The sequence below is a fragment of the Actinoplanes sp. NPDC048988 genome, from assembly GCF_043197815.1.
In the GTDB taxonomy this organism is placed as follows: Bacteria; Actinomycetota; Actinomycetes; order Mycobacteriales; family Micromonosporaceae; genus Actinoplanes.
The window spans coordinates 453,297-473,265 of record NZ_JBICTW010000002.1; the positions used below are offsets into that span (position 1 = coordinate 453,297).

Below are 19,969 nucleotides of genomic sequence, written 5' to 3' on the forward strand. Positions count from 1 at the left end.
GAATTCTTTCGGCTGCCCCAGCGGTGCCCGGGCGCGCGCAGTGGGATAGGACACGACGCCCGGGCGGAACGGTCCTTACCGGCGGGGCGGGTCCTGGTCGGCCGGCCCGAACCCGGGACGGTCATCGGGGATCTTCTCGGTGCGATCCTCCCCGGCCGGGGCCGGCCCGGCCGGGGCCGGCCCGGACGTGGGCGGCACCACCTGGGTCGGCTCGGCGAAGGAGGCGGGCGGGGCGGACGTGGGCGAGCCCGGCGTGGACGGCGCGGGCGGCGTGGACGGCGCGGACGGCGTGGGCGGCGCGGACGGCGTGGGCGGCACCACCTGGGTCGGCTCAGCGAAGGGGCTGGGCGCGGCGGGCGGCGCTGACGCGGGCGGGGCCGGCGGGAAGCCGGGTGCGGGCGCGCCCGAGGCCGGGATCGGGACGGCCGGCTGGTTCCAGGCGGGCGGCTGCGGCTGGCCGTACACCGGCTGGCCGTAAGGAGCGGCGCCCGGCGGGGGCGGGTAACCGCCCGGCGCGGGCGCGCCCGGGTACTGCCCGCCCGGGTGCGGCGGGTAGCCCGGCTGCCCCGGGGGCGGGCCGTAACCGGGCTGGCCGGGGAACGTGCCCGGCTGGTTGTACTGCGGGTTTCCGTACACACCGGGCTGGGGCTTGGGCTTTGCCGCCTGGAACAGTCCCTGCCAGACGCGGAACACCGCGTAGGCCGCGACGCCGAAGACGCCGAGCCAGGCCAGGCGGACCAGCAGTTCCTCGAACGCGGCCCGGGCGCCGCTGTTGCTCGCCACGTTGATCAGGCCGATCAGGAAGCCGAAGAGCACCCCGAACACGGCCATCACCGCGTACTCCACCAGGGCGGCCACGACGACCAGCCGGGCCTTGGGGTGACGCGGTTTCACCAGCAGCGCCAGCAGCACGGCGGCGAGCGGGAAGAAGATCGTCGTCAGGTTGACGAAGTCGCCGAAGCTGCCCTGTGTACGCAGGCCGAACCCGAGGCCGCTGTCCGGGATCAGCCGGACGACCGCTACGAAGAGCAACAGCGCGGGCACGCCCACGAGCGCGTACACCGCGATGTCGCGCAGCGGGCGCAGGAACTCGAGGGCGGACTTGCCGTCCGTAGGGGGCTGCGGTGGGCTGGTCACGGGTACTCCCTGAACGTGGGGATGGTCGGGTCCGCTCAGCGTAGTCCGGGGCCGCACGGTGCACCGATACGCCGTGCGCGAGGATGGTGGCATGCGGATCGTGGTCCTTTCCGGCGGCATCGGCGGCGCCAAATTCCTCGTCGGTGCGCGCGCGCACGCCAAGGCGATCGGCGCGGAGGTCACCGCGGTCGTCAACGTCGGCGACGACGTACGCATGCACGGCCTGCAGATCTGCCCCGACCTGGACAGCGTGATGTACACGCTCGGTGGCGCCCACGACCGCGAGCGCGGCTGGGGCCGGGTCGGCGAGACGTGGGTGGTCAAGGAGGAGCTGGCCGCCTACGGCGCCGAGCCGTCGTGGTTCGGCCTGGGCGACAAGGACACGGCCACTCATCTCGTACGGACCCAGATGCTCACCGCCGGCTACCCGCTCTCGCAGGTCACGGCCGCCCTGTGCACCCGCTGGCAGCCCGGCGTGACGATCCTGCCCGCCACCGACGACCGGCTCGAGACCCATGTCGTGGCCGACGTCGAGGGCGAGCGCAAGGCGATCCACTTCCAGGAGTGGTGGGTGCGCTACCGCGGCGACGTGCCGACCCACCGGTTCGTCTTCGTCGGTGCGGAGGCGGCCAAGCCCGCCCCGGGCGTGCTCGACGCGCTGGCCTCGGCCGACGTGGTGCTGATCGCCCCGAGCAACCCGGTGGTCAGCATCGCGCCCATTCTGGCCGTCGGCGGCCTGCGCGAGGCGCTGGCCGGCGGCGGCGCGCCGGTGGTCGGCGTCTCCCCGATCATCGGTGACTCGCCGCTGCGCGGCATGGCCGACAAGTGCCTGGCCACCATCGACGTCGAGGTCAGCGCGGCCGCGGTCGGCCGCCTCTACGGCGCCCGCTCCGCCGGCGGCGTGCTCGATGGCTGGCTGGTCGACTCCAGCGACGCCGGCGCCGAGGTGCCCGGCGTGCCGACCCGGGCCGTCCCGCTCTGGATGAGCTCCGAGGAGGCCACCGCCCAGATGGTCGCGGACGCCCTGTCCCTGGCCGGCGTCGCGTGACCCTGCTCTCCTCCCGCGCCTGGACGGCCCACCTGAGGGGAAGGATGTCCTTGTGACTGATGGGCTCGAGATCCGGCCGGTGCGCGGCATCGGCGACGTGGTGGCCGGCGACGACCTGGCCGGCCTGATCACCGCGGCCGCGCCCTGGCTGGCCGACGGCGACGTACTGGTGGTCACCAGCAAGATCGTCTCCAAGGCGGAGGGCCGCCTGGTCGAGGTGCCGGCCGACGGCCCCGAGCGGGACGCCGCCCGCGCCGCCGCCCTGGAGTCCGAGACGGCCCGGGTGGTCGCCCGCCGCGGCCCGACCACGATCGTGCAGACCCACCACGGCTTCGTGATGGCGGCGGCCGGCATCGACGCCTCCAACGTGGACAAGACCCACCTGGTCCTGCTGCCCGCCGATCCCGACGCCTCGGCCCGCCGGCTCCGCGCCGACCTGCGCGCCCGCGGCCTCGACGTCGGCGTCATCGTCTCCGACACGATGGGCCGGGCCTGGCGCAACGGCCTGACCGACGTGGCCCTGGGCGCGGCCGGCATCGAGCCCGTCCGCGACCACCGGGGCGAGACCGACCCGTACGGCAATCAGCTGGAAATCACCCAGATGGCCGTCATCGACGAGCTGGCCGCGGCCGGCGAGCTCGTGAAGGGCAAGGTCGACGCGGTGCCGGTCGCCGTCGTCCGCGGCTACCCGCGCTCCGGCATCCGCGACTCGGACGGCGCCGCGGTCCTGCTCCGCGACGCCGCCAGCGACATGTTCAGCCTGGGCACCACCGAGGCCGTCGCCACCGGCCTGCGCACCGCCGCCCAGCTGCCCGACGGCCCGCGGGCCGCCCTGCCCGGCCTGCCGACCGACCCGGCCGCCGTCGACCGGGCCCTGGCCCTGATCGCGGGGACCCTGTCGCACGCCACCGTCATCGCCCCGGCCGAGGCGATCACCGGCAGCGGGGCCACCGCCGCCTTCCACCTGAGCACCCGCGACGCGAGCCCGGCCGGCTTCATGCGCCTGGGCGCCGACGCCCACCGCCTGCGCGCGGCCCTGGCCGCCGAGGGTGTGGTCACGCTGTCGCTGCCGCACGAGGACGGCATCCGTCTCGATCTCTCGGGCGCCGCCCGCTAAGCCGGCGCCGGCGCCGACCCGTTGCCTTCAGTCCTTGGCGTCCCACTCGGCGAGGAACTCGTCGAGGAAGTTCGACAGGACCTCATGACGGTGTTCGGCGATCCGGGCGCCCGCCTTGGTGTTGATCCGGTCCTTGAGGAGTAGCAGCTTCTCGTAGAAGTGGTTGACCGTCGTGCCCTTCGCCGCCCGGTACGCCGCCACGTCGGCGTGCATGGTGGGGGGCACGTCGGGGTCGTGCATGAGGCGCTTGTCCCAGCCGCCGTACGCGAAAGCCCGGCCCACGCCGATCGCGCCCAGCGCGTCCAGCCGGTCGGCGTCCTGCACGCACTGGCCCTCGAGGCTCAGCGGGACGTCGGCCACCCCGGCGCCCTTGTAGGACAGGTGCCGGATGATGTGGGCGACCGCCTCGGCGGTCTCGGCCTCGACGCCCTTGCCGATCAGCCAGGCCTGGGCGAGCTGCGGGCCGGCCTCCTCGCTGCCGGAGAACTTGTAGTCGGCGATGTCGTGCAGCAGGGCGGTCAGCTCCACCACGAAGAGGTCGGCGCCCTCCTCGCGGGCGATCCGCAGCGCCGTACGGCGGACGCGGTCGGCGTGGAACCAGTCGTGCCCGGTGGCGTCGGCGCCCAGTCGCTCGCGGACCAGCTCTTCGGCCGCGCTGATCACCGTGGCCCGGAAGTCGTCGTCAGACATCCGGGCACTCTACCGCCCCCGCATACCAGAACAAACTCGACCGCACCCTCACATAAGGGTGCAGTTCGACTTCGCCGCGCCGGCCTCAAGGGAAGGCCTTCACCTCGAGGAGGCCGACCGAGGCGGCGCCGGCCCGCATCAGGATCCGGAGCCGGGTGGTGTCGACCGGGGCGAAGGTGACGGTGTTGTAGGCGTCTGGCCGGTTTCCGGCCAGGCACCCCACCGGGGATTGACGGTGTCGCTGATCGCCAGGTCGGCGCTGTTGAAGGCGGTGAAGGCCGGGTTGATGTCGGGTTCGCCGCCGGCTCCGTCGCAACCGCGGTCCGGATTGAACATGAGATAGGTGCCGGAGGAACAGGCGTACCCGATTTCGGCGTCACCGCCGACGACGACGGTGCCGGAAAGGTTGGCGCCGCCCTGGATGAGGGCGTTGTCCTTGACGATGGCGTTGCCTCCGACGGTGCCGCCGTTGACCCAGCCGAGGCCTTCGACGCGGGCGTTGCCGGTGACGGTTCCGGCCATCACAGCGGCTTTCGGCCCGACGTAGGCGGAGGCGGCGACGTTGGCGCCCGCGGCGACCCAGCCGCCGCCGTTGGTGTGCCAGCGGCCGCCGCCGGCCGGGGCCGGCTTGACGTAGCCGGGTTCGAATCCCGACGGGCTGGCGCCGACGACGCGGAACTCGTACGGGAAACGGCGTGCCTTGGTGTAGCCGTCGAGGAAACCGTAGTGCGGCACGGCGGTCGGGGTGGCGGTGACGACCAGCCAGACCTCTGTCTCGCCGGCCTGGAGCTGGAAGCCGATCTGCCCGTCGACGCCCGTGTGCAGCGCCGAGTAGCGCGGGACGCCGTTGCGGATCGCGACCAGGCCGAACGTCCAGCCACTGGCGCCGGTCTCGGTGTGGCCCTTGAGCCGAAGTTTGACCAGGCTCCCGGCGGCGGTGGGGACGAGCTTGATTTTGTGGTAGCCGTAGTCGGAGGGCGCGACGCGGGCGTTGACGCGGTAGTGGTCGAGGCTCCGGTCGACGGCTTCCACGTTGCCGCCGTTGTAGGCGTTGAGGAAACCGGCGCCGTAGACGTTGTCGATGAACGGCATGAGGGTGGACCGGTTGCCGAAGTCGTAGGTGACGGTGCGGGTGGCGTACTCACCGACGCGCCGGTTGAGTTCGGCTTGGGTGATGCCGGCGAGGCGGCGGTAGACCTCGAGCGGGTGTTCGTTGTCGCGGGCTTCGTTCCACATTCGGTTGAACATGCCGATGCCGTCGCGATCCTTGATGTACTGCGCGAGCATCCAGTTGCCGTAGTGGTGGCGGCTGGAGCTGTAGTACAGGTTCTCCGAGCGCAGGAACCGGGTCAGGTCGCCGGCGGCCGTGGCCGGCAGGGCCTGCATCGCCATGAACTCGGCGCTGGTCTCCCAGAACGTGCCGGCCGCGGGGTCGGTGAAGCCGAAGCCGGGGCGTCCGAGGAAGGTGTAGTTCTGGAACACGTGGGCGAGTTCGTGGGCGACTCCCCAGGAGCCGGGCAGCGCCGCACCCGGGGCGAGGTTGATGACGCCGACCTTGCCGTCGACCGATCCGCCGGATGCCCAGGCGTTGAGTTCGGCACGGTTCCAGGTGTTGGTGACGATCACGATGATCTTGTGCTGGGCCAGCAGTCCGGACTCCGGCGTGAACCTCATGGTGTCCACGTAGAAGCTGTACAGGCGCTCGAGCTGGCCGATGACGTCGGCCGGGTCGAAGTTGTAGGGCGCGGGGGCCGATACCGGGTTGACGCCGGACTTCTCACCCCACAGCAGTACGAAGTTGTTCGACTCACGGGTACGGTTCGCGGCCCAGGGCACCTCACCGGTCCGGGCCCATCGCTCGGGGATGTAGACGGTCTTGGCGGCCGCGGACGCCGGGGTGGCGAGTCGCGGCGTCAGAGTCACGCCCGTGAGCAGCGTGAGGGCGAGGAGAACGACCAACCAGGGTCGCCAAGCTTGCACCCGGGGAAGCTGCATTCGACACCACCCATCCCAAGGTTGTGGGGTGCCTGCGGCGGAGATTCGCAGGTCGATGGCGATTGAGCGCCATCTATGCGAGCTACCCTGACGTACGAAAACGTTTTCGGCAATGTTTCGAGACGATGAACCCGGCGAGCGGACGGCCGCGCCGAGAGGAGCGCGGCCGCAGGGGGTGGGTCACACGTAGTCGTGCTCGCCCAGTTCCTTCAGCTCGTCGACCAGGTGCTTGACCTCCTGGGCGCGCTCGCGGGGGCAAACCAGGACGGCGTCCGGAGTGTCCACGATGATCAGGTCACGGACGCCCATGGCGGCGACCAGGCGGCCCGGTGTGGGCACGACGACCAGGCCCTCGGTGTCGCGCAGCAGGACGCCCGACTTGGTGTCCGCCTCGACGGCCTGGCCGACCACCACGTTGCCGGACGGGTCGGCCGCCAGCACCTCGCCCAGGGTGTGGAAGTCGCCGACGTCGTTCCAGCCGAAGTCGCCGGGCACGGTGCCGACCCGGCCCACAGTGGCCGCGCCCTCCATGACCGCGTAGTCGACCGAGATGCGGGGCAGGGTCGGCCACACCTCGCCGAGCACCTCTTCGCGCTCGGGCGAGTCCCAGGCCGCGGCGATGCGCGAGACGCCGGCCGCCAGTTGCGGCTGCTGACGGGAGAGCTCGGCCAGGAACGCGTCGACACGCCAGACGAACATGCCGGCGTTCCAGAGGTAGTTGCCCGACTTGACGTAACTCTCGGCTACGTCGTACGTCGGCTTCTCCTTGAACTCCTCGACGCCGAGCACGGGGCCCTCGCCGACCGCGCCGCCGCACTGAAGGTAGCCGTATCCGGTTTCCGGGCGTGTCGGCGTGATGCCCAGCGTCATCAGCAGGCCCTGCTGGGCGCCGACCATCGCCTTCTTGATGACCTCGGTGAACCGCTGCTTGTCGGCGATCAGGTGGTCCGACGCGAACGAGCCCATGATCGCCTGCGGGTCGCGGCGGGCGATCACCGCCGCGGCCAGGGCGATCGCCGCGCAGGAGTCGCGTGGGGACGGTTCGACCAGGACGTTCGTGTCGGGGATGGCGTCGAGCTGGCGGGACACCGCGGCCGCGTGCGCCACGCCGGTGACCACGAAGATGCGGTCGAGGGGCGCGAGCAGGTCGAGGCGCTGCACCGTCGCCTGCAACAGCGAGGCGTCAGTGCCGGTCAGCGGGTGAAGGAATTTCGGGTGACCTGCCCGGGACAAAGGCCAGAGGCGAGTGCCCGTGCCACCGGCCAGCACGACACCGTAGAGTCCACCGAATTGATCGCTCATGTGCACAGAGTGTAAAGGTCAGAGGGCCGCGACTCGTTTCCAGGTTGTGACATGTACCTCGGCGCTCGACTGCCACGTGAACTCCTTGGCCCGGTCGAAGCCGGCCTTGGCGAGGGTCAGCCGGCGGGGCTCGTCGTGCAGCAGATCGGCCAGGTCGGAGGCGATCCGGTCGGGGTCCTCGGTGGTGTACGCGACCGCGTCGCCGCCCACCTCGGGCAGGGAGAGCCGCGGGGTGGTGAGCACCGGCGTGGCGCAGGCCATCGCCTCGAGGATCGGCAGGCCGAAGCCCTCGCCGAACGACGGGTAGCAGGCGACCAGCGCGCCGCCGAGGAAGCCGGGCAGGTCGGCGTAGCGCAGGTAGCCCGGGCGCAGCAGGCGCAGGTGGGACGGCACCTCGGCCACCGCGCGGTCGATCTCGTCGTCGTGGCCCTGGCCGCCGGCCAGCACCAGCGCCGGCGGGTGCGGCCAGTCGGCGACCGCGCGGGCCCAGCCGCGGATCAGGTTGGGCACGTTCTTGCGGGGCTCCTTGGCCCCGAGGAACGCGACGTAACCGGAGTCGTTGAGGCCGAGGCGGGCGCGCACGCGCGCTTTCTCCTCCTCGGTCGGCGCGTGGAACGCGGCCTGGTCGACGCCGTGGTAGGCGACGTCGATCCGGGTCGGGTCGGCGTCGAGCAGGCGGATCAGCTCGTCGCGGGTGGCCTTGCTGGGCACGATGACCCGGGCCGCCCGGCGCAGCGACGTCTTGATGGCGCTGCGGAAGAACGTGCGCTTGGTGTTGTCGTAGTGCTCCGGCTCGGTGAAGAACGTGGCGTCGTGCACGGTCACCGTGACGGGGCAGCCCGCGCGCAGCGGGCACGTGTAGAACGGTGAGTGCAGCACCTGGGCGCCGACCTGCTGGGCGAGCAACGGCAGGCCCGTCTGCTCCCAGGCCAGTCGGGCCGGCCGGTGGGCGACCGCGGCCGGGCCGGCGATCACCTCGGCCTTGTCGTCGAGCATGCGGCTGTAACGCTCCGCATCCGAACGCTGGGCCACGACGGCCAGATCGACCCGGTCGGGGTCCATCCGTCCGAGGGCGCCGAGCAAGCCGTCGACGTATCTGCCGACGCCTCCTCGGTCAGCGGGGACGCTGGTGGCGTCGACGAGCACTCGCGGGGGGCGACCGGCGGTCACGAGGCAACTCCCAAAGAGGTTGTAATTCAGACCACTGGCAAGACTACGCCCGCAATGCATCGCGCATGTGACGGCGACACCGCCTTGTTCCCAGCGTTTCGGCGAACTCATCGCGCGTCCAGGATCGATTACGGACGGTCACGACACTATCGTGGTCGAAGTGCAATCGACGATCCCGCAGGTTCTCGCCGCAGCCGTCCGGAATGACCCGGCTTCGCCGCTGCTGACCTTCTATGACGACACCAGTGGTGACCGCACCGAATTGTCCGGGGTGACGCTGGACAACTGGGTCTCGAAGACCGCGAATCTGCTGGTCGACGGCCTCGGCCTGAGTAAGGGCGACACCGCCGCCGTGCAGCTGCCGCCGCACTGGCAGACCGCGGCGATCCTGCTCGGCGTGTGGTCGGCCGGCCTGGCCGCCGAGACCGGGGACACAGCGTCGGCCGATGTCGTGGTGACCACGCCAGGACAGACCAGTACGACAAAAGCACCAGACAGGTACGCCACGGGCCTGCTGCCGTTCGCGATGCCGCTGCGCGAGCTGCCGGCCGGCTACGCCGACTACGTCCTGGAGGTGCGCCAGCACGGCGACTACTTCCCCGGGCAGCCGGTCGCCGCCGACGACAAGGCGCTCGACGGCCGTACCCACCGAGAGGTCCTGGCCGCCGCGGCGGAGATCGCCATCCCGGCCGGGGCCCGCGTCCTGATCGACGCGGGCAGGCACCCCGACCCGGTCACCTGGCTGCTCGCCCCGCTGGTCGCGGGTGCCTCGGTCGTGCTCTGCGCCAACCTGGACCCGGCCAGGACGGCCGCGCGGGCCGAATCCGAGAAGGTCAGCCTCGTGCTCTGAACAGTTTCTCGAACTCGAGCAGCGACGACGGGTTGGCCAGGGCGCCGGCCGCGGCCGCCGACTCGACCGGCGTGCCGGTGAGGATGCGCTTCACCGGCACCTCGAGCTTCTTCGACGACAGGGTGCGCGGCACCGCCCGTACGGCAAATATCTCGTCGGGGACATGCCGGGGCGACAGCGCCGCACGCAGCTCTGCACCGATCCGCTTGCGCAGGGCGTCGTCGAGGGTGACGCCCTCGGCCGGCACGACGAACAGCAGCAGCTCGCCGTTGGGGTTGCCGTCCTGCTCGAGGTGCACGACCACCGAGTCGGCGATCTCGGGCAGGCTCTCGACGACCGAGTAGAACTCGGCGGTGCCCAGCCGCACGCCGCCGCGGTTGAGCGTGGCGTCGGAGCGGCCGGTGATCACACAGCTGCCGTCGGCGCCGATGGTGATCCAGTCGCCGTGCCGCCACACGCCCGGGAAGTAGTCGAAGTACGCCTCGCGATAGCGCTTGCCGTCGGGATCGTTCCAGAAGCCGACCGGCATGCTCGGCATCGGAGCGGTGATCACCAGCTCGCCCAGCTCACCGATCACCGGCTTCCCGGCCGGGTCGTACGCCTCGACCCGGGCCCCCAGCGCGCGACAGGCGATCTTGCCCTCGACCACCGGGAGCAGCGGAACCGCGCCGACGAAGCCGGTGCAGACGTCGGTGCCGCCGGACAGCGACTGGAGTTGCAGCTCCGAGCCGACCGCCTCGTACACCCAGTCGAAGCCCTCCGGCGGCAGCGGCGCGCCCGTCGAGCCGATGCCCTTGAGCCGCTTGCGCGGGGTCAGGCCGGCCTTGCGACAGGCCATGATGTACGGCGCCGAGGTGCCGAAATAGGTGATGCCGGCCTCGTCGACGAGATCCCACAGCGCCGACATGTCCGGGAAACCCGGGTTGCCGTCGAACAGCACGATGGCCGCGCCCACCGCCGGGGCGCTGACCAGGAAGTTCCACATCATCCAGCCGGTCGTGGTGAACCAGAAGAAGCGGTCGCCCGGGCCCAGATCGTGATGCAGGGCGAGCATCTTCAGGTGTTCCAGCAGGATGCCGCCGTGCCCGTGGACGATCGGTTTGGGCAGGCCGGTGGTGCCCGAGCTGTAGAGCACGTACAGCGGATGATCGAACGGCACGTGCGCGTACGCCATCGGCTCGTCGCCATGGAGCTCGGCGAAGTCGCCGCCACCGTGGAGGTAACCGATGGTCACCAGGTGCTCGATCGACGGGAGCGCGGCGACGATGGCCGCCACCTCCTCGCGGCGATCCACGGCCTTGTCGCCGTACATGTAGCCGTCGACGGCGACGAGAACCTTGGGCTCGATCTGCTGCCAGCGGTCGATGACGCTGCGTACGCCGAACTCGGGCGCGCACGACGAGAAGATCGCGCCGAGGCTGGCGGTGGCGAGCATCAGAACGTACGTCTCGGGGATGTTCGGCGCATAAGCCGCGACCCGGTCGCCCGGGCCGACACCGCGGGCTTTCAGCCCGGCCCGGACCTGGCGGACCTCCTCGCGCAACTCACGCACGGTGAGTTGCTTGCGGTCACGGCTTTGGCTGTACGCGATGACGACCGGCTCATCCTCGTCGAGCCCCGCCGCGCGCAGGACGTGCTCGGCGTAGTTGAGAGTGGCGCCGGGGAACCACTTCGCCCCGGGCATTTCGGCTTTTTGAAGGACTGCGGTCGGTTTGTCATGGCTGATGACATCGAAATAGTCCCAAATCGATTGCCAGAAGCCGGGCAGGTCGTCGACGGACCACTGCCACAGCGCCGCGTAGTCGTCGTCGGCCCGGCCCAGCCAGGACATGTAGCGCCCGATGCGCGAGGTCTGGAGGACATCGGCCGGCGGCTCCCACAACACTGTGCCCGTCATGCGCTCACCTTAACGTTCATTCACCTGCTCCTGCCGGGCCCGCTGGATGGCCGTCCGGCGCGACAGACGGTGCTCCCGCCTGATCAGAGCCTCGCGGAAACGGCGCTCGTCGTCCATGTGCTCAGGCAACACCGGTGGCACGTTCCGTGGGTGGCCCGCCACGTCCACCGCCACGAAAACGAGGTATGCGGTGGCGACGGTCAGCGGCTCCGGGCTGACCACGTCCCAGCGCTCGGCGACCAGCTTGACGCCGACCTCCATCGAACTGGTGCCGGTCCAGTTCACCTGCGCGTAAGCGTGTACGAGGTCACCGACCCGCACCGGCTCGAGGAACAGGATCTCGTCGATGGCGGCGGTCACGGCGGTGCCGCCGCTGTGCCGGGCCGCGGCCGCCCCCGCCACGTCGTCGACGAACTTCATCAGCACGCCGCCGTGCACCGTCCCGTACAGATTGACGTCCACCGCGGTCATGATCCGGCTCAGCGTGACCCGCGAATACGACGTCGGCCGGCCGGTGGGCTGCTCACTCATGCGCCGTAGATTACGGGGCTTGCGGGCCGGCGCTACGGTGCCTGAGCAGCGGGAAAACATGGGAGACAAACCTTGCGCCACTTCAGGTCGATCTTGTACGCCGTCGTGCTGGCCCCGGCGGTGTGGATCCTCGCCGGCGCGGGCTTCACCCAGGACCTGACCACCCGCGGCCGCGACGACTTCGCCGTCGAATCCCTGGGCGGCCTGTCCCTGCTCCTGCTGGCCGGCGCGGCGTACGCCATCCTGCTGTCGGCCCCGATCTCCCCCGCCGGCCCACTGCTGGCCGGCCTGACCTTCCTGGGCGTCTCGATCTGGGCCCTGACGGCGCCGTCCGACTACGCCGCCCAGTGGCCGGCGAACGTCGCGAAAGAAGGCTTCGACCTCAGCCGCCCCGGCTACGGCCTGGCCGCGATGCTGGCGATTCCCCTGCTGTGTACGGCGTTGAGCGCGCGCCGCTGGGAACGATACGAGCCCCCGGTCCTCCCGCTGATCGGCCAGATCGGCCGCTTCCGGGGAGCCGCGCCGGCCCCGAGCACCCCGGCCGCCATCCTGGAGACCACTGTCATCAGGCCCCCGTCCGACCCCGACCCGACCACGGTCCTGCGGCTCACCCCCAAGCCCACATCCACCGACAGCACCACGGCCGTGGTCGTCCCCGGCAGCGACCCGACGGTCGCCGGCTCTCCGCCCAACGCTCCGACGGCGGCCACATCGCCGCTCCCCAACAACGAACCGACGGCAGCAACCACCCACGGCGAACCCACAGCGGTCATCGCAAGCGACGAGCCCACCGCCGCCACCACCCACAGCGAACCCACAGCGGTCATCGCAAGCGACGAGCCCACCGCCGCCACCACCCACAGCGAGCCCACAGCGGTCATCGCAAGCGACGAGCCCACCGCCGCACCTACAAGCAGCGACTCCACAACGGTCATCGCCGGCGACGAGCCCACCGCACCAGCCACGGACAGCGACGCCACGACGGTCATCGCCGGCGAACCGACCGTGAACACGCCGGCCGCCCCGCAACTCGACGTCGAACCGGTCGCTACGGAGAACGCCCCCGAGGAACGCACTCTCGAATCGGCTCCCCGGCCGATCGCTTCTCCCGCGCAGTCGATGACCGCCGCGACTTCCCCGGACGGGGCTGCCTCCACCGCCGGCGAGCCCATCGAAGCTTCCGCCCCAAAGGCGGCAGATGCGTCCGCGCCGGCGGAGACTCCCGACATCACCGGATCCCTCACCACGCCAGACCCCGACACCACCCGAGCCCTCACCACGCCAGACCCCGACACCACCAGGTCTTTCACCGCGCCAGACCCCGATCAGACCCAAGCGATCAAGCTCACCGCGCTGTCCCCGGCAGAGGACGATCCGGCGAGCGCCGATTCAGCGACCGGCCATCCGGGGAGCGCCCACCCGGCGACCGGCGACACGACGACCGGCGATTCGGCGGGCGGCGATTCAGCGAGCGGCGATTCGGCGAGCGGCGATTCGGCGAGCGGCGATTCGGCGGGCGGCGATTCGGCGGGCGGCACGAACGGTGAAGAGCTTGCCAACCGCGTGGATAGCGCGAACGGTGTCGAAGCGGCCGACGCCGGGGATGCTGATGGGGATCGGACGCAGGTGATTCGGCTTTCGGAGGCGGATGGGGCTCAGGTCGTCCGGGAAGATTCGGTGGAGTCTCAGGCCCAGCGGGGTGGCGCGATCTCCATTGTGGATGCGGAGCAGCCCGACATCGCTGATGATCCGACCAGCCGTATCGTGCCGGCGGCGGCTCGTGCGGGAAAGTCGGCTGAGCGGGCGATGACCGTGATGAGCATGGAGCGGCCGCCGGACGAGATCCCCGCCCAGCGGACGCCCTCCGACGGCCAGCGCCCCTGATTTAGGGCTTGTCGGACCTGGCCTACCCGGTCGTGACCGAGTTGCAGGTGGAGAAGCGGACCCGCTGGCGGCGGACCGGGCCGAGGACGTGCTGCTCAGCCGACTGCTGGGCCGAGCGTCACCCGGAAGAGTTTCGTACAGATGATCGAAGATTGTAGTATCATCCACGCATGACGTCCCCGGATGACGTGCCTCTCAGTAAGCGACAACGGCAGATCTACGCGATGATCCGTGACTGGATCGACCGCCATGGCTACCCGCCGACCATCCGTGAGATCGGTGCCGCGGTCGGGCTCGACTCGCCGTCGTCGGTCGCGCATCAGCTCGGCGTCCTCGAGGAGCGCGGCCTGATCCGCCGGGGTGCGCGCGGCTCGCGGGCGATCGACATCCGCACCGAGAGCGACGGCAACGTCTCGGTTCCGGTGCTGGGCGCGATCGCCGCCGGCGCGCCGATCCTGGCCGACGAACACGTCGAGGAACAGCTCACCCTGCCGGTCAGCCTGGTCGGCAAGGGAACGCTCTTCGCCCTGCGGGTCAAGGGTGACTCGATGGTCGAGGCCGCGATCTGCGACGGCGACACCGTCGTGGTCCGCCAGCAGCAGGTCGCCGAGGACGGCGAGATCGTCGCCGCCATGCTCGACGGCGAGGCGACGGTGAAGGTGCTGCGCCGCGCCAACGGCCACGTCGAGCTGGTGCCGCGCAACCCGGCCTACGACGTGATTCCCGGCGACGGCGCCACCATCCTCGGCAAGGTCGTCAGCGTCCTCCGGCGCATATAAACAAGCGCCCTCCGGCGCATACGGACAGGCGCCCTCCGGCGCATACAGACAGGCGCCCTCCGGCGCATACAGACAAGCGCCCTCCGGCGCATACAGACAAATGCTCGGGCCGCGCCTCCGCAGAGACACGGCCCGAGCACCGGGGTGGGTTTGTGCGCGGCGCCCGGCTCACGCCTTCCGCGGCGCGGGCCGGGCTCCGGCATGTGTGGGTGTCAGAGCACGCCGACGGCCTTGACGGTTCGGGGCGTCATGGCCGGCGGCGTGTCTGGCACGCCGCCTCAGCGACGCGAGTCGTGACGGTCGTTGTCGTGACGGTCGTTGTCGTGACGGTCGCGGTCGCGGTCGCCGAAGTCACGGTCGCGGTGGTCACGGTCGCGGTCGCGGAAGTCGCGGTCACGGAAGTGGTGGCCGCCGCCCCGCCAGTTCCGCTCGACCTCGAGGGCCCAGAAACCGCGGCGGAAGCCGAAGCGCACCCGGTCGCAGTCGTAGTCCTCCCAGCGGTCGAACCACTCGCCGATACGGCCGGCCTTCTCACAGTCGCGCAGCGTCCGGTAGAAGCCGACGACCTGGTCGCGGTCGTGCCGCTGCACCTTGGCGGTGGACTCGCTCTTGGCCGTCGCCGACGAGCCGCCGTCCGCCGCCAGGGCCGGGGCGCCGATCGCCGCGCTGGCCATCACACCCATGCCGATCATGGTCAGCATCCGAACTGCCTTGTTCATATCCAACCTCCAGCTGTGTTTTCCGCTTACGCCACAGATCGTGGCATATCGGACATAAGAGTCTTGCGGAGGCTGATACGTACTTTCGGCTGATCTTGCTTGACCGTTTGTCAGGTTTTAAGTCGGTTCTGGATAGTTCGCCACGCGCAGGCGCCACCGAAAGATCGCCAGCGTCCCGCCCGTGCAGATGAGCCACACCAGGGCGGCGTGCCCGAGACCGCGCCACACCATGTCGAAGCCGCCGCCGTCCACCGCGTACGTGCCGATCTCGCGTGTGGACCAGAACGGCATCAGCTTGGCGACCGAGCCCGCCGGGTCGGCCAGCATCTGCACCGCGCACACGCTGAGCAGGGCCAGGGCACCCTCCAGCTCGCGCGGCAGCAGCGCGCCGATCAGGCTGCCGAGCGGAGCCGCGGCCAGCGCCGTCACCGCCATCATGAGACCGGCCACCCACCAGTGCCGCAGGTCCTGGTCGACGCCGACCAGCAGCCAGTAGCCGAGCGCCACGGCGAGACCGACGCCCGACATCGCGGCCAGCCGGCCACCGATGATGCTCGCCGTCGACGCGCCGGTCAGTCGCAGGCGCGGATCGACGCTCCGCGAGGCGTTCACCACGAACAACGTCAAAGTGGACACTGACCAGCCGATGCCCAGGGCCAGCATGCGCGTCGACTGGCCGGCGAGGTCACGGCGTACGAGATAGAACCAGAGCGGAAGCGCGACCACCAGAACCAGCGCCGCCCACCGGCGGGACACCTCGCGAGCACACAGGCTCGCCACCACGAAGGCCGTCACAGCGCGCCCAGGTCGAGTACGTGGTCGACGTTCCGCAGGTCGTGCAGCAGGTGGGTGACGACCACGACGGCCCGGCCGGCGTCACGCCAGGCGAAGACCTGCTGCCAGAAGTCGAGGTACGTGCCCTGATCGAAGCCCTGGTACGGCTCGTCGAGCAACAGCAGATCGGGCGCGTGCAGTTCGCCGAGCACCAGGTTGAGCTTCTGCCGTGTACCGCCGGACAGATGTTGCGCGGGCTGCCCGGTGTTCGGCCGCCAGGCCAGCCGGGCCGCCAGGTGGACGCCGGTGGAGCGGGCCCGGCCGGGCACCATGCCGGCCGCCGCGCCGAAGAGCGTGAAGTGCTCCTCCGCGGTCAGCCAGCCCGCCGTGCCGCCGTCCTGGGGGACGAAGCCGACGCGCCGGGTGCGGCGCACCTCGCCGGCACTGGGCCGGATCAGGCCCGCGCAGATCCTGAGCAATGTGGACTTGCCACAGCCGTTGGCGCCGACGATCGCGGCCACCTCACCGCCTCGTACCCGCAGATCGACGCCCGCGAAGACGGTGCGGCGGCGGTAGCGTTTGCCGACACCGGTGAGGCTCAGCAGCACCGGGCCGGGCGCCAGCCGACGGGCGGAGGCCGAAGAGTTGAGCTCGGCGACCAGATGCCGGGCGTACAGGTGAGCCGGGCCGAAGACGTCGGCCGGCGGTGCCCCGTGTTCGGCCGACTGCTGGGCCGTCTCGGCGGTCAGCTGCCGGGCCCGCACCGGTTGCAGGCCGAGGCGCAGCAGTTCGGTCTCGAACAGCTCGGGCCAGTCGCTCATCGGGCCGCCCGCGCTTCGATGAGGGCGTCCACGCCGTCCCGGAACTGCCGCCACTCCGCCGTCTGGCCGTCGACGAACTCCCGGCCGGCGTCGGTGATCGCGTAGTACTTGCGGCGCGGCCCCGACTCGGACGGCTGCCAGTCCGGCACGGCGAGGCCCTGCTGCTCCAGGCGCAGCAGGGCCGGGTAGAGCGTGCCGCCGGGAACGTCGGCCACGCCGGCCGCGGCGAGCCGCTGGGCCAGGCCGTACCCGTAGTCGGGCCGCTCGCGCAGCATCGCGAGCAAGCAGAGATCGAGGAAGCCGTGCAACCACGGCCGAGGCGTCATGTAGTCAGACTACCTGCATAGCAGATAGCCTGACTAGCGGGTCACGCTCCTTCCGCCACCTGGTAGATCTCGTCGGCCACCAGGCCGTGGGCCTTGCAGTGTACGGCCGCGGCGGCGTCGGCCGAGGGGGCGGCGACGAGGCAGAAGATCTTGCCGTGGGCCTCGTCGACCCAGTAGCGCAGGTAGCTGACGTCGAACTCCGCCTGCGCGGCGAGGTCGGCCTGGTGTGCCTTGACGACGTCGTCGAGGTTGACTCCGCCGGCGACGGTGTGGACATCCATGTAGGTGTTCATGGCATTCACTCTGGTCGCCGAGCCTTCCCGGCAGATCGGGAGCGGCTACCCAGTTTTCTTCGCCGGCTACCCAATCAGACCGAGGCGCCGGGCCTCGGCCGCCGCCGCCGAGCGTGTCGGCGCGCCGAGCTTGGCCAGCACGGCCGACACGTGATGGTCGATCGTCTTCACCGAGAGCACGAGGTGGGCCGCGATCTCGGCGTTGGTGCGCCCGGCGCCGATCAGGTCGAGCACCTCGTGCTCCCTGCGTGTCAGCCCGGCCGGATGGGCGCGGGTGGCCGCGCGCGGCCCGACCGGCACCGATCGGACCCCACGGCTTCGCAGCAATTGCCGGGCCCGGCGGGCGGCGGGCACGGCGCCCAGCTCGTCGAACCGGCGGACCGCTTCGCGCAGGTGCTCCTCCGCGGGCGAGGCCATCAACGACAGCGCCGCCTCGTAGCGGCTGCCGATCGCGTCCCAGCTCTCGGCCGACGCCGCGAAGTCGCCGTCGAGGAAGAGCTGGAACGGCTCGGCCACCGGTGACTTCCAGGACCTTTCCGATTGGGTACGGCGGAGCCACACCGCGACCGCGCCGCGCATCCACCGGTTCGCCGCGCCCGCCACGTCGTCCGCGAGCTCGGCCTCGCGCCGCGCCTCGTCCCGGTAGCCGGCTAACCATCGCCATTCGGCCCTGGTCAGCCGGGCGTAGACGATCCACTGTGGTTCGGCCGAGCCGTCGGCGGTCACCGCCGCCTCGTCCAGCAGCGCCGCGGCCTCGTCGTCGCCGCGGCGCACCAGCACCGTGGCCAGGCCGAGCAGCGGGCTGATCCGGTTGATCGGCGACGCCTCGACCTCGGTGAGGAGCCGGCGGCCGAGCCGGGCCGCCTCGTCCCAGCGGTCGGTGCGGGCCAAGCTGACCGTGCGCTCGCCGCGCATGCAGGTGCCGAACGCGGAGACGTCACGCTCGTCGCAGAAGGCGATGCCGGTCTCGTACCACGGCTCGGCCTCGGCGTAGCGGCGCTCGCAGGTGAGAACACCGTAGAAATTGGTGTACGCGCGGCCGGCCTGCTCCTCCAGCCCGTGCTCCTGGGCGACGCGCAGGGCGGCGGTCATCTCGGCCGCCCAGTGCTGATCGCCTATCGACAGCGCGCACGCCTGCGTGTTCAGCGCGTCGCTGAGGATCGCGGGCAGGCCCAGCTCGGCCGCGGCCTCCTGGGCCCGGACGGCCAGGTCGATCGCCTCCACGTGGCGGTCGGTGAGCATGCACTGGGTCGCCAGGTGGGCGTACGCCCGGGCCAGCTCCGGGGTTTTGCCGTGCCTTTCCAGCAGGGTCAGGGCCTGCTCGGCCGCGACCATCGCCTCGCGCCGGCGGCAGAGGGTGACCAGCGCGATCGAGAGCCGCAGCAGCGCCACGCCCTCCTTGCGCTCGTCGCCCTCGGCCCGCCACAGCTCCCGCGCCTTGGTGGCGGCGACGAGCTGATCCGCGCCCCGATCCAGAAGGGACAGTTGGGCCGAGAGACGGTCGTAGAGCTCGGCGTTCTCGGTGATCCGCAACGCCCGCTCGTACTGCGCGGCCGCCTCGCGGTGGGCGCCCAGCTCGGCCGCGCGGTCGGCCGCCCGTACGGCGTGATGAAGGGTGGCCTCGGCGTCACCGGCCGCCTCGGCGTGGAAGGCCATCTGGGCGTCGTCGTCGCTGCCCAGGTCGTGCAGGGTGGCCAGGATCGCGGCGTGCACGCGGGTCGCCCGATGGGCCGGGACGGCCTGCTCGACGGCGAGCCGGGCCAGCTCGTGCCGGAACCGCAACCAGGGCGGATCATCGACCAGCAGACCGCTCTTGAGCACTTCGTCGAGCGGCGCCGCCTCGACCAGACGCGGATCCACCCGCGACCCGGCCAGTGCCGCCGTCTCCAGCAGCGCGCGGCCCTCGGCGCTGAGTTCGGCCACGCGCGCCAGCACCGCGTCGCGGGCCGAGGCGGGCACGGCCGTGCTCCCGGCCCGGATCACCTCGGTCACGAAGAACGGGTTGCCCCCGGTCAGCCGGTGCAGCTCGGCCGCCGGAAGACAGCTGTCGCCGGCCAGGGCGCCCACGGCTTCCGGCGACAGCGGGGCCAGGTTGATCCGGCGTGTGCCGCGCAGCGCGGCCAGCCGGCCGAGCGCGATCCGCAGCGGCCCGTGCGGATCGAGCTCGTCGTCGCGGTAGGTGGCGATCAGCAGCGTGTCGCGCAACCGCCGGGCCAAGAACCGCACCAGGTCGACGGTCGCCTCGTCGGCCCAGTGCAGATCCTCGATGACCAGGACGTGCGGCCGCTGTTTCGTTTGTTCCAGCAGCGCGTCGAACAGCTCCTCGCGGGGCGCCCGGCGGCGGCACAGCTGGTCGATCTCGCCGCCCAGCTCGGCCGCGAGGTCGAACAGCGGGCCGAGCGGCCGCGGGGTGAACAGCCCGTCGCACATCCCCCAGGCCCAGCGGAGCTCGTCGCCGGTCCGCTCGCGCAGCGCCTCGACCAGGCTCGTCTTGCCGATGCCGGCCTCGCCCGCGACCAGCACGAGGCGCACCTCGCCGCCGGCGGCGTAGTCGGACAGGGAGGCGAGGGCGTGCTCGCGCTCAAGAAGACGCATGGGCCACAGTCTGGCCCGTTCGCTGCCGGCGGACAGTCGGG

General features: G+C 71.3%; 18 protein-coding genes. 5 read left to right on the forward strand and 13 right to left on the reverse strand.

The window, feature by feature from the left end:
- Positions 1-75 precede the first annotated feature (75 nt).
- Positions 76-1,137 carry a hypothetical protein gene (locus ACGFJ7_RS09170; RefSeq protein ID WP_392641706.1) on the reverse strand — a complete coding sequence of 354 codons (1,062 nt, stop codon included), beginning with the start codon at positions 1,135-1,137 and terminating at the stop codon, positions 76-78.
- A gap of 91 nt (positions 1,138-1,228) precedes the next feature.
- Between ACGFJ7_RS09170 and cofD the strand changes: the two genes are divergently transcribed.
- Together cofD and ACGFJ7_RS09180 are read left to right on the forward strand one after the other, a co-directional pair.
- Positions 1,229-2,185, forward strand: a complete 957-nt coding sequence (gene cofD, locus ACGFJ7_RS09175) for a 2-phospho-L-lactate transferase (RefSeq protein WP_392641708.1) — start codon at positions 1,229-1,231, stop codon at positions 2,183-2,185.
- A 52-nt stretch (positions 2,186-2,237) separates the two neighbouring features.
- Positions 2,238-3,302 carry a coenzyme F420-0:L-glutamate ligase gene (locus tag ACGFJ7_RS09180; RefSeq protein ID WP_360244888.1) on the forward strand — a complete coding sequence of 355 codons (1,065 nt, stop codon included), beginning with the start codon at positions 2,238-2,240 and terminating at the stop codon, positions 3,300-3,302.
- Between the two features lie 27 nt (positions 3,303-3,329).
- On the opposite strand, the gene ACGFJ7_RS09185 is transcribed toward ACGFJ7_RS09180, so the two are convergent.
- The 4 genes from ACGFJ7_RS09185 to ACGFJ7_RS09200 all read right to left on the reverse strand — a co-directional run bounded on the left by ACGFJ7_RS09185 (position 3,330) and on the right by ACGFJ7_RS09200 (position 8,459).
- Positions 3,330-3,992, reverse strand: coding sequence for an HD domain-containing protein (locus ACGFJ7_RS09185; RefSeq protein WP_360244891.1), 663 nt, complete (start codon positions 3,990-3,992; stop codon positions 3,330-3,332).
- Between the two features lie 138 nt (positions 3,993-4,130).
- A complete protein-coding gene (locus ACGFJ7_RS09190; RefSeq protein ID WP_392641710.1) occupies positions 4,131-5,915 on the reverse strand; it encodes a DUF6055 domain-containing protein in 1,785 nt (594 codons plus the stop codon).
- Positions 5,916-6,167: 252 nt separating this feature from the next.
- A complete protein-coding gene (locus ACGFJ7_RS09195) occupies positions 6,168-7,289 on the reverse strand; it encodes a mannose-1-phosphate guanylyltransferase (RefSeq protein WP_392641712.1) in 1,122 nt (373 codons plus the stop codon).
- An 18-nt stretch (positions 7,290-7,307) separates the two neighbouring features.
- Complete coding sequence (locus tag ACGFJ7_RS09200) at positions 7,308-8,459, reverse strand: glycosyltransferase family 1 protein (protein ID WP_360244900.1); 1,152 nt, start codon at positions 8,457-8,459, stop codon at positions 7,308-7,310.
- Between the two features lie 160 nt (positions 8,460-8,619).
- Between ACGFJ7_RS09200 and ACGFJ7_RS09205 the strand changes: the two genes are divergently transcribed.
- On the forward strand, positions 8,620-9,309 hold the full coding sequence (locus ACGFJ7_RS09205) for a TIGR03089 family protein (protein ID WP_360244903.1): 690 nt from the start codon (positions 8,620-8,622) through the stop codon (positions 9,307-9,309).
- Here ACGFJ7_RS09205 and ACGFJ7_RS09210 read toward each other — a convergent pair.
- The gene (locus ACGFJ7_RS09210) at positions 9,293-11,206 is read right to left on the reverse strand and encodes an acetoacetate--CoA ligase (RefSeq protein WP_392641714.1); all 1,914 of its coding nucleotides are present in this window, start codon (positions 11,204-11,206) and stop codon (positions 9,293-9,295) included. The two genes, ACGFJ7_RS09205 and ACGFJ7_RS09210, sit on opposite strands and share 17 nt — an antisense overlap.
- Positions 11,207-11,215: 9 nt before the next feature.
- A complete protein-coding gene (locus tag ACGFJ7_RS09215; RefSeq protein ID WP_360244909.1) occupies positions 11,216-11,737 on the reverse strand; it encodes an acyl-CoA thioesterase in 522 nt (173 codons plus the stop codon).
- A gap of 72 nt (positions 11,738-11,809) precedes the next feature.
- On the opposite strand from ACGFJ7_RS09215, the gene ACGFJ7_RS09220 reads away from it, so the two are divergent.
- Both ACGFJ7_RS09220 and lexA read left to right on the forward strand, forming a co-directional pair.
- A complete protein-coding gene (locus ACGFJ7_RS09220; protein WP_392641716.1) occupies positions 11,810-13,621 on the forward strand; it encodes a hypothetical protein in 1,812 nt (603 codons plus the stop codon).
- A 170-nt stretch (positions 13,622-13,791) separates the two neighbouring features.
- On the forward strand, positions 13,792-14,400 hold the full coding sequence (gene lexA, locus ACGFJ7_RS09225) for a transcriptional repressor LexA (RefSeq protein ID WP_392641718.1): 609 nt from the start codon (positions 13,792-13,794) through the stop codon (positions 14,398-14,400).
- A gap of 278 nt (positions 14,401-14,678) precedes the next feature.
- On the opposite strand, the gene ACGFJ7_RS09230 is transcribed toward lexA, so the two are convergent.
- From ACGFJ7_RS09230 to ACGFJ7_RS09255, 6 genes are all read right to left on the reverse strand, one after another.
- A complete protein-coding gene (locus ACGFJ7_RS09230) occupies positions 14,679-15,119 on the reverse strand; it encodes a hypothetical protein (RefSeq protein ID WP_360244918.1) in 441 nt (146 codons plus the stop codon).
- A 117-nt stretch (positions 15,120-15,236) separates the two neighbouring features.
- Complete coding sequence (locus tag ACGFJ7_RS09235) at positions 15,237-15,914, reverse strand: hypothetical protein (protein ID WP_360244921.1); 678 nt, start codon at positions 15,912-15,914, stop codon at positions 15,237-15,239.
- Positions 15,911-16,714, reverse strand: coding sequence for an ATP-binding cassette domain-containing protein (locus ACGFJ7_RS09240; RefSeq protein ID WP_392641721.1), 804 nt, complete (start codon positions 16,712-16,714; stop codon positions 15,911-15,913). The genes ACGFJ7_RS09235 and ACGFJ7_RS09240 overlap by 4 nt, the downstream gene beginning before the upstream one ends.
- Positions 16,711-17,040, reverse strand: coding sequence for a PadR family transcriptional regulator (locus tag ACGFJ7_RS09245; protein ID WP_360244927.1), 330 nt, complete (start codon positions 17,038-17,040; stop codon positions 16,711-16,713). The genes ACGFJ7_RS09240 and ACGFJ7_RS09245 overlap by 4 nt, the downstream gene beginning before the upstream one ends.
- A 41-nt stretch (positions 17,041-17,081) precedes the next feature.
- Positions 17,082-17,333, reverse strand: a complete 252-nt coding sequence (locus ACGFJ7_RS09250; protein ID WP_392641723.1) for a nickel-binding protein — start codon at positions 17,331-17,333, stop codon at positions 17,082-17,084.
- A 66-nt stretch (positions 17,334-17,399) separates the two neighbouring features.
- On the reverse strand, positions 17,400-19,928 hold the full coding sequence (locus tag ACGFJ7_RS09255; RefSeq protein ID WP_392641725.1) for a helix-turn-helix transcriptional regulator: 2,529 nt from the start codon (positions 19,926-19,928) through the stop codon (positions 17,400-17,402).
- Positions 19,929-19,969: the final 41 nt, after the last annotated feature.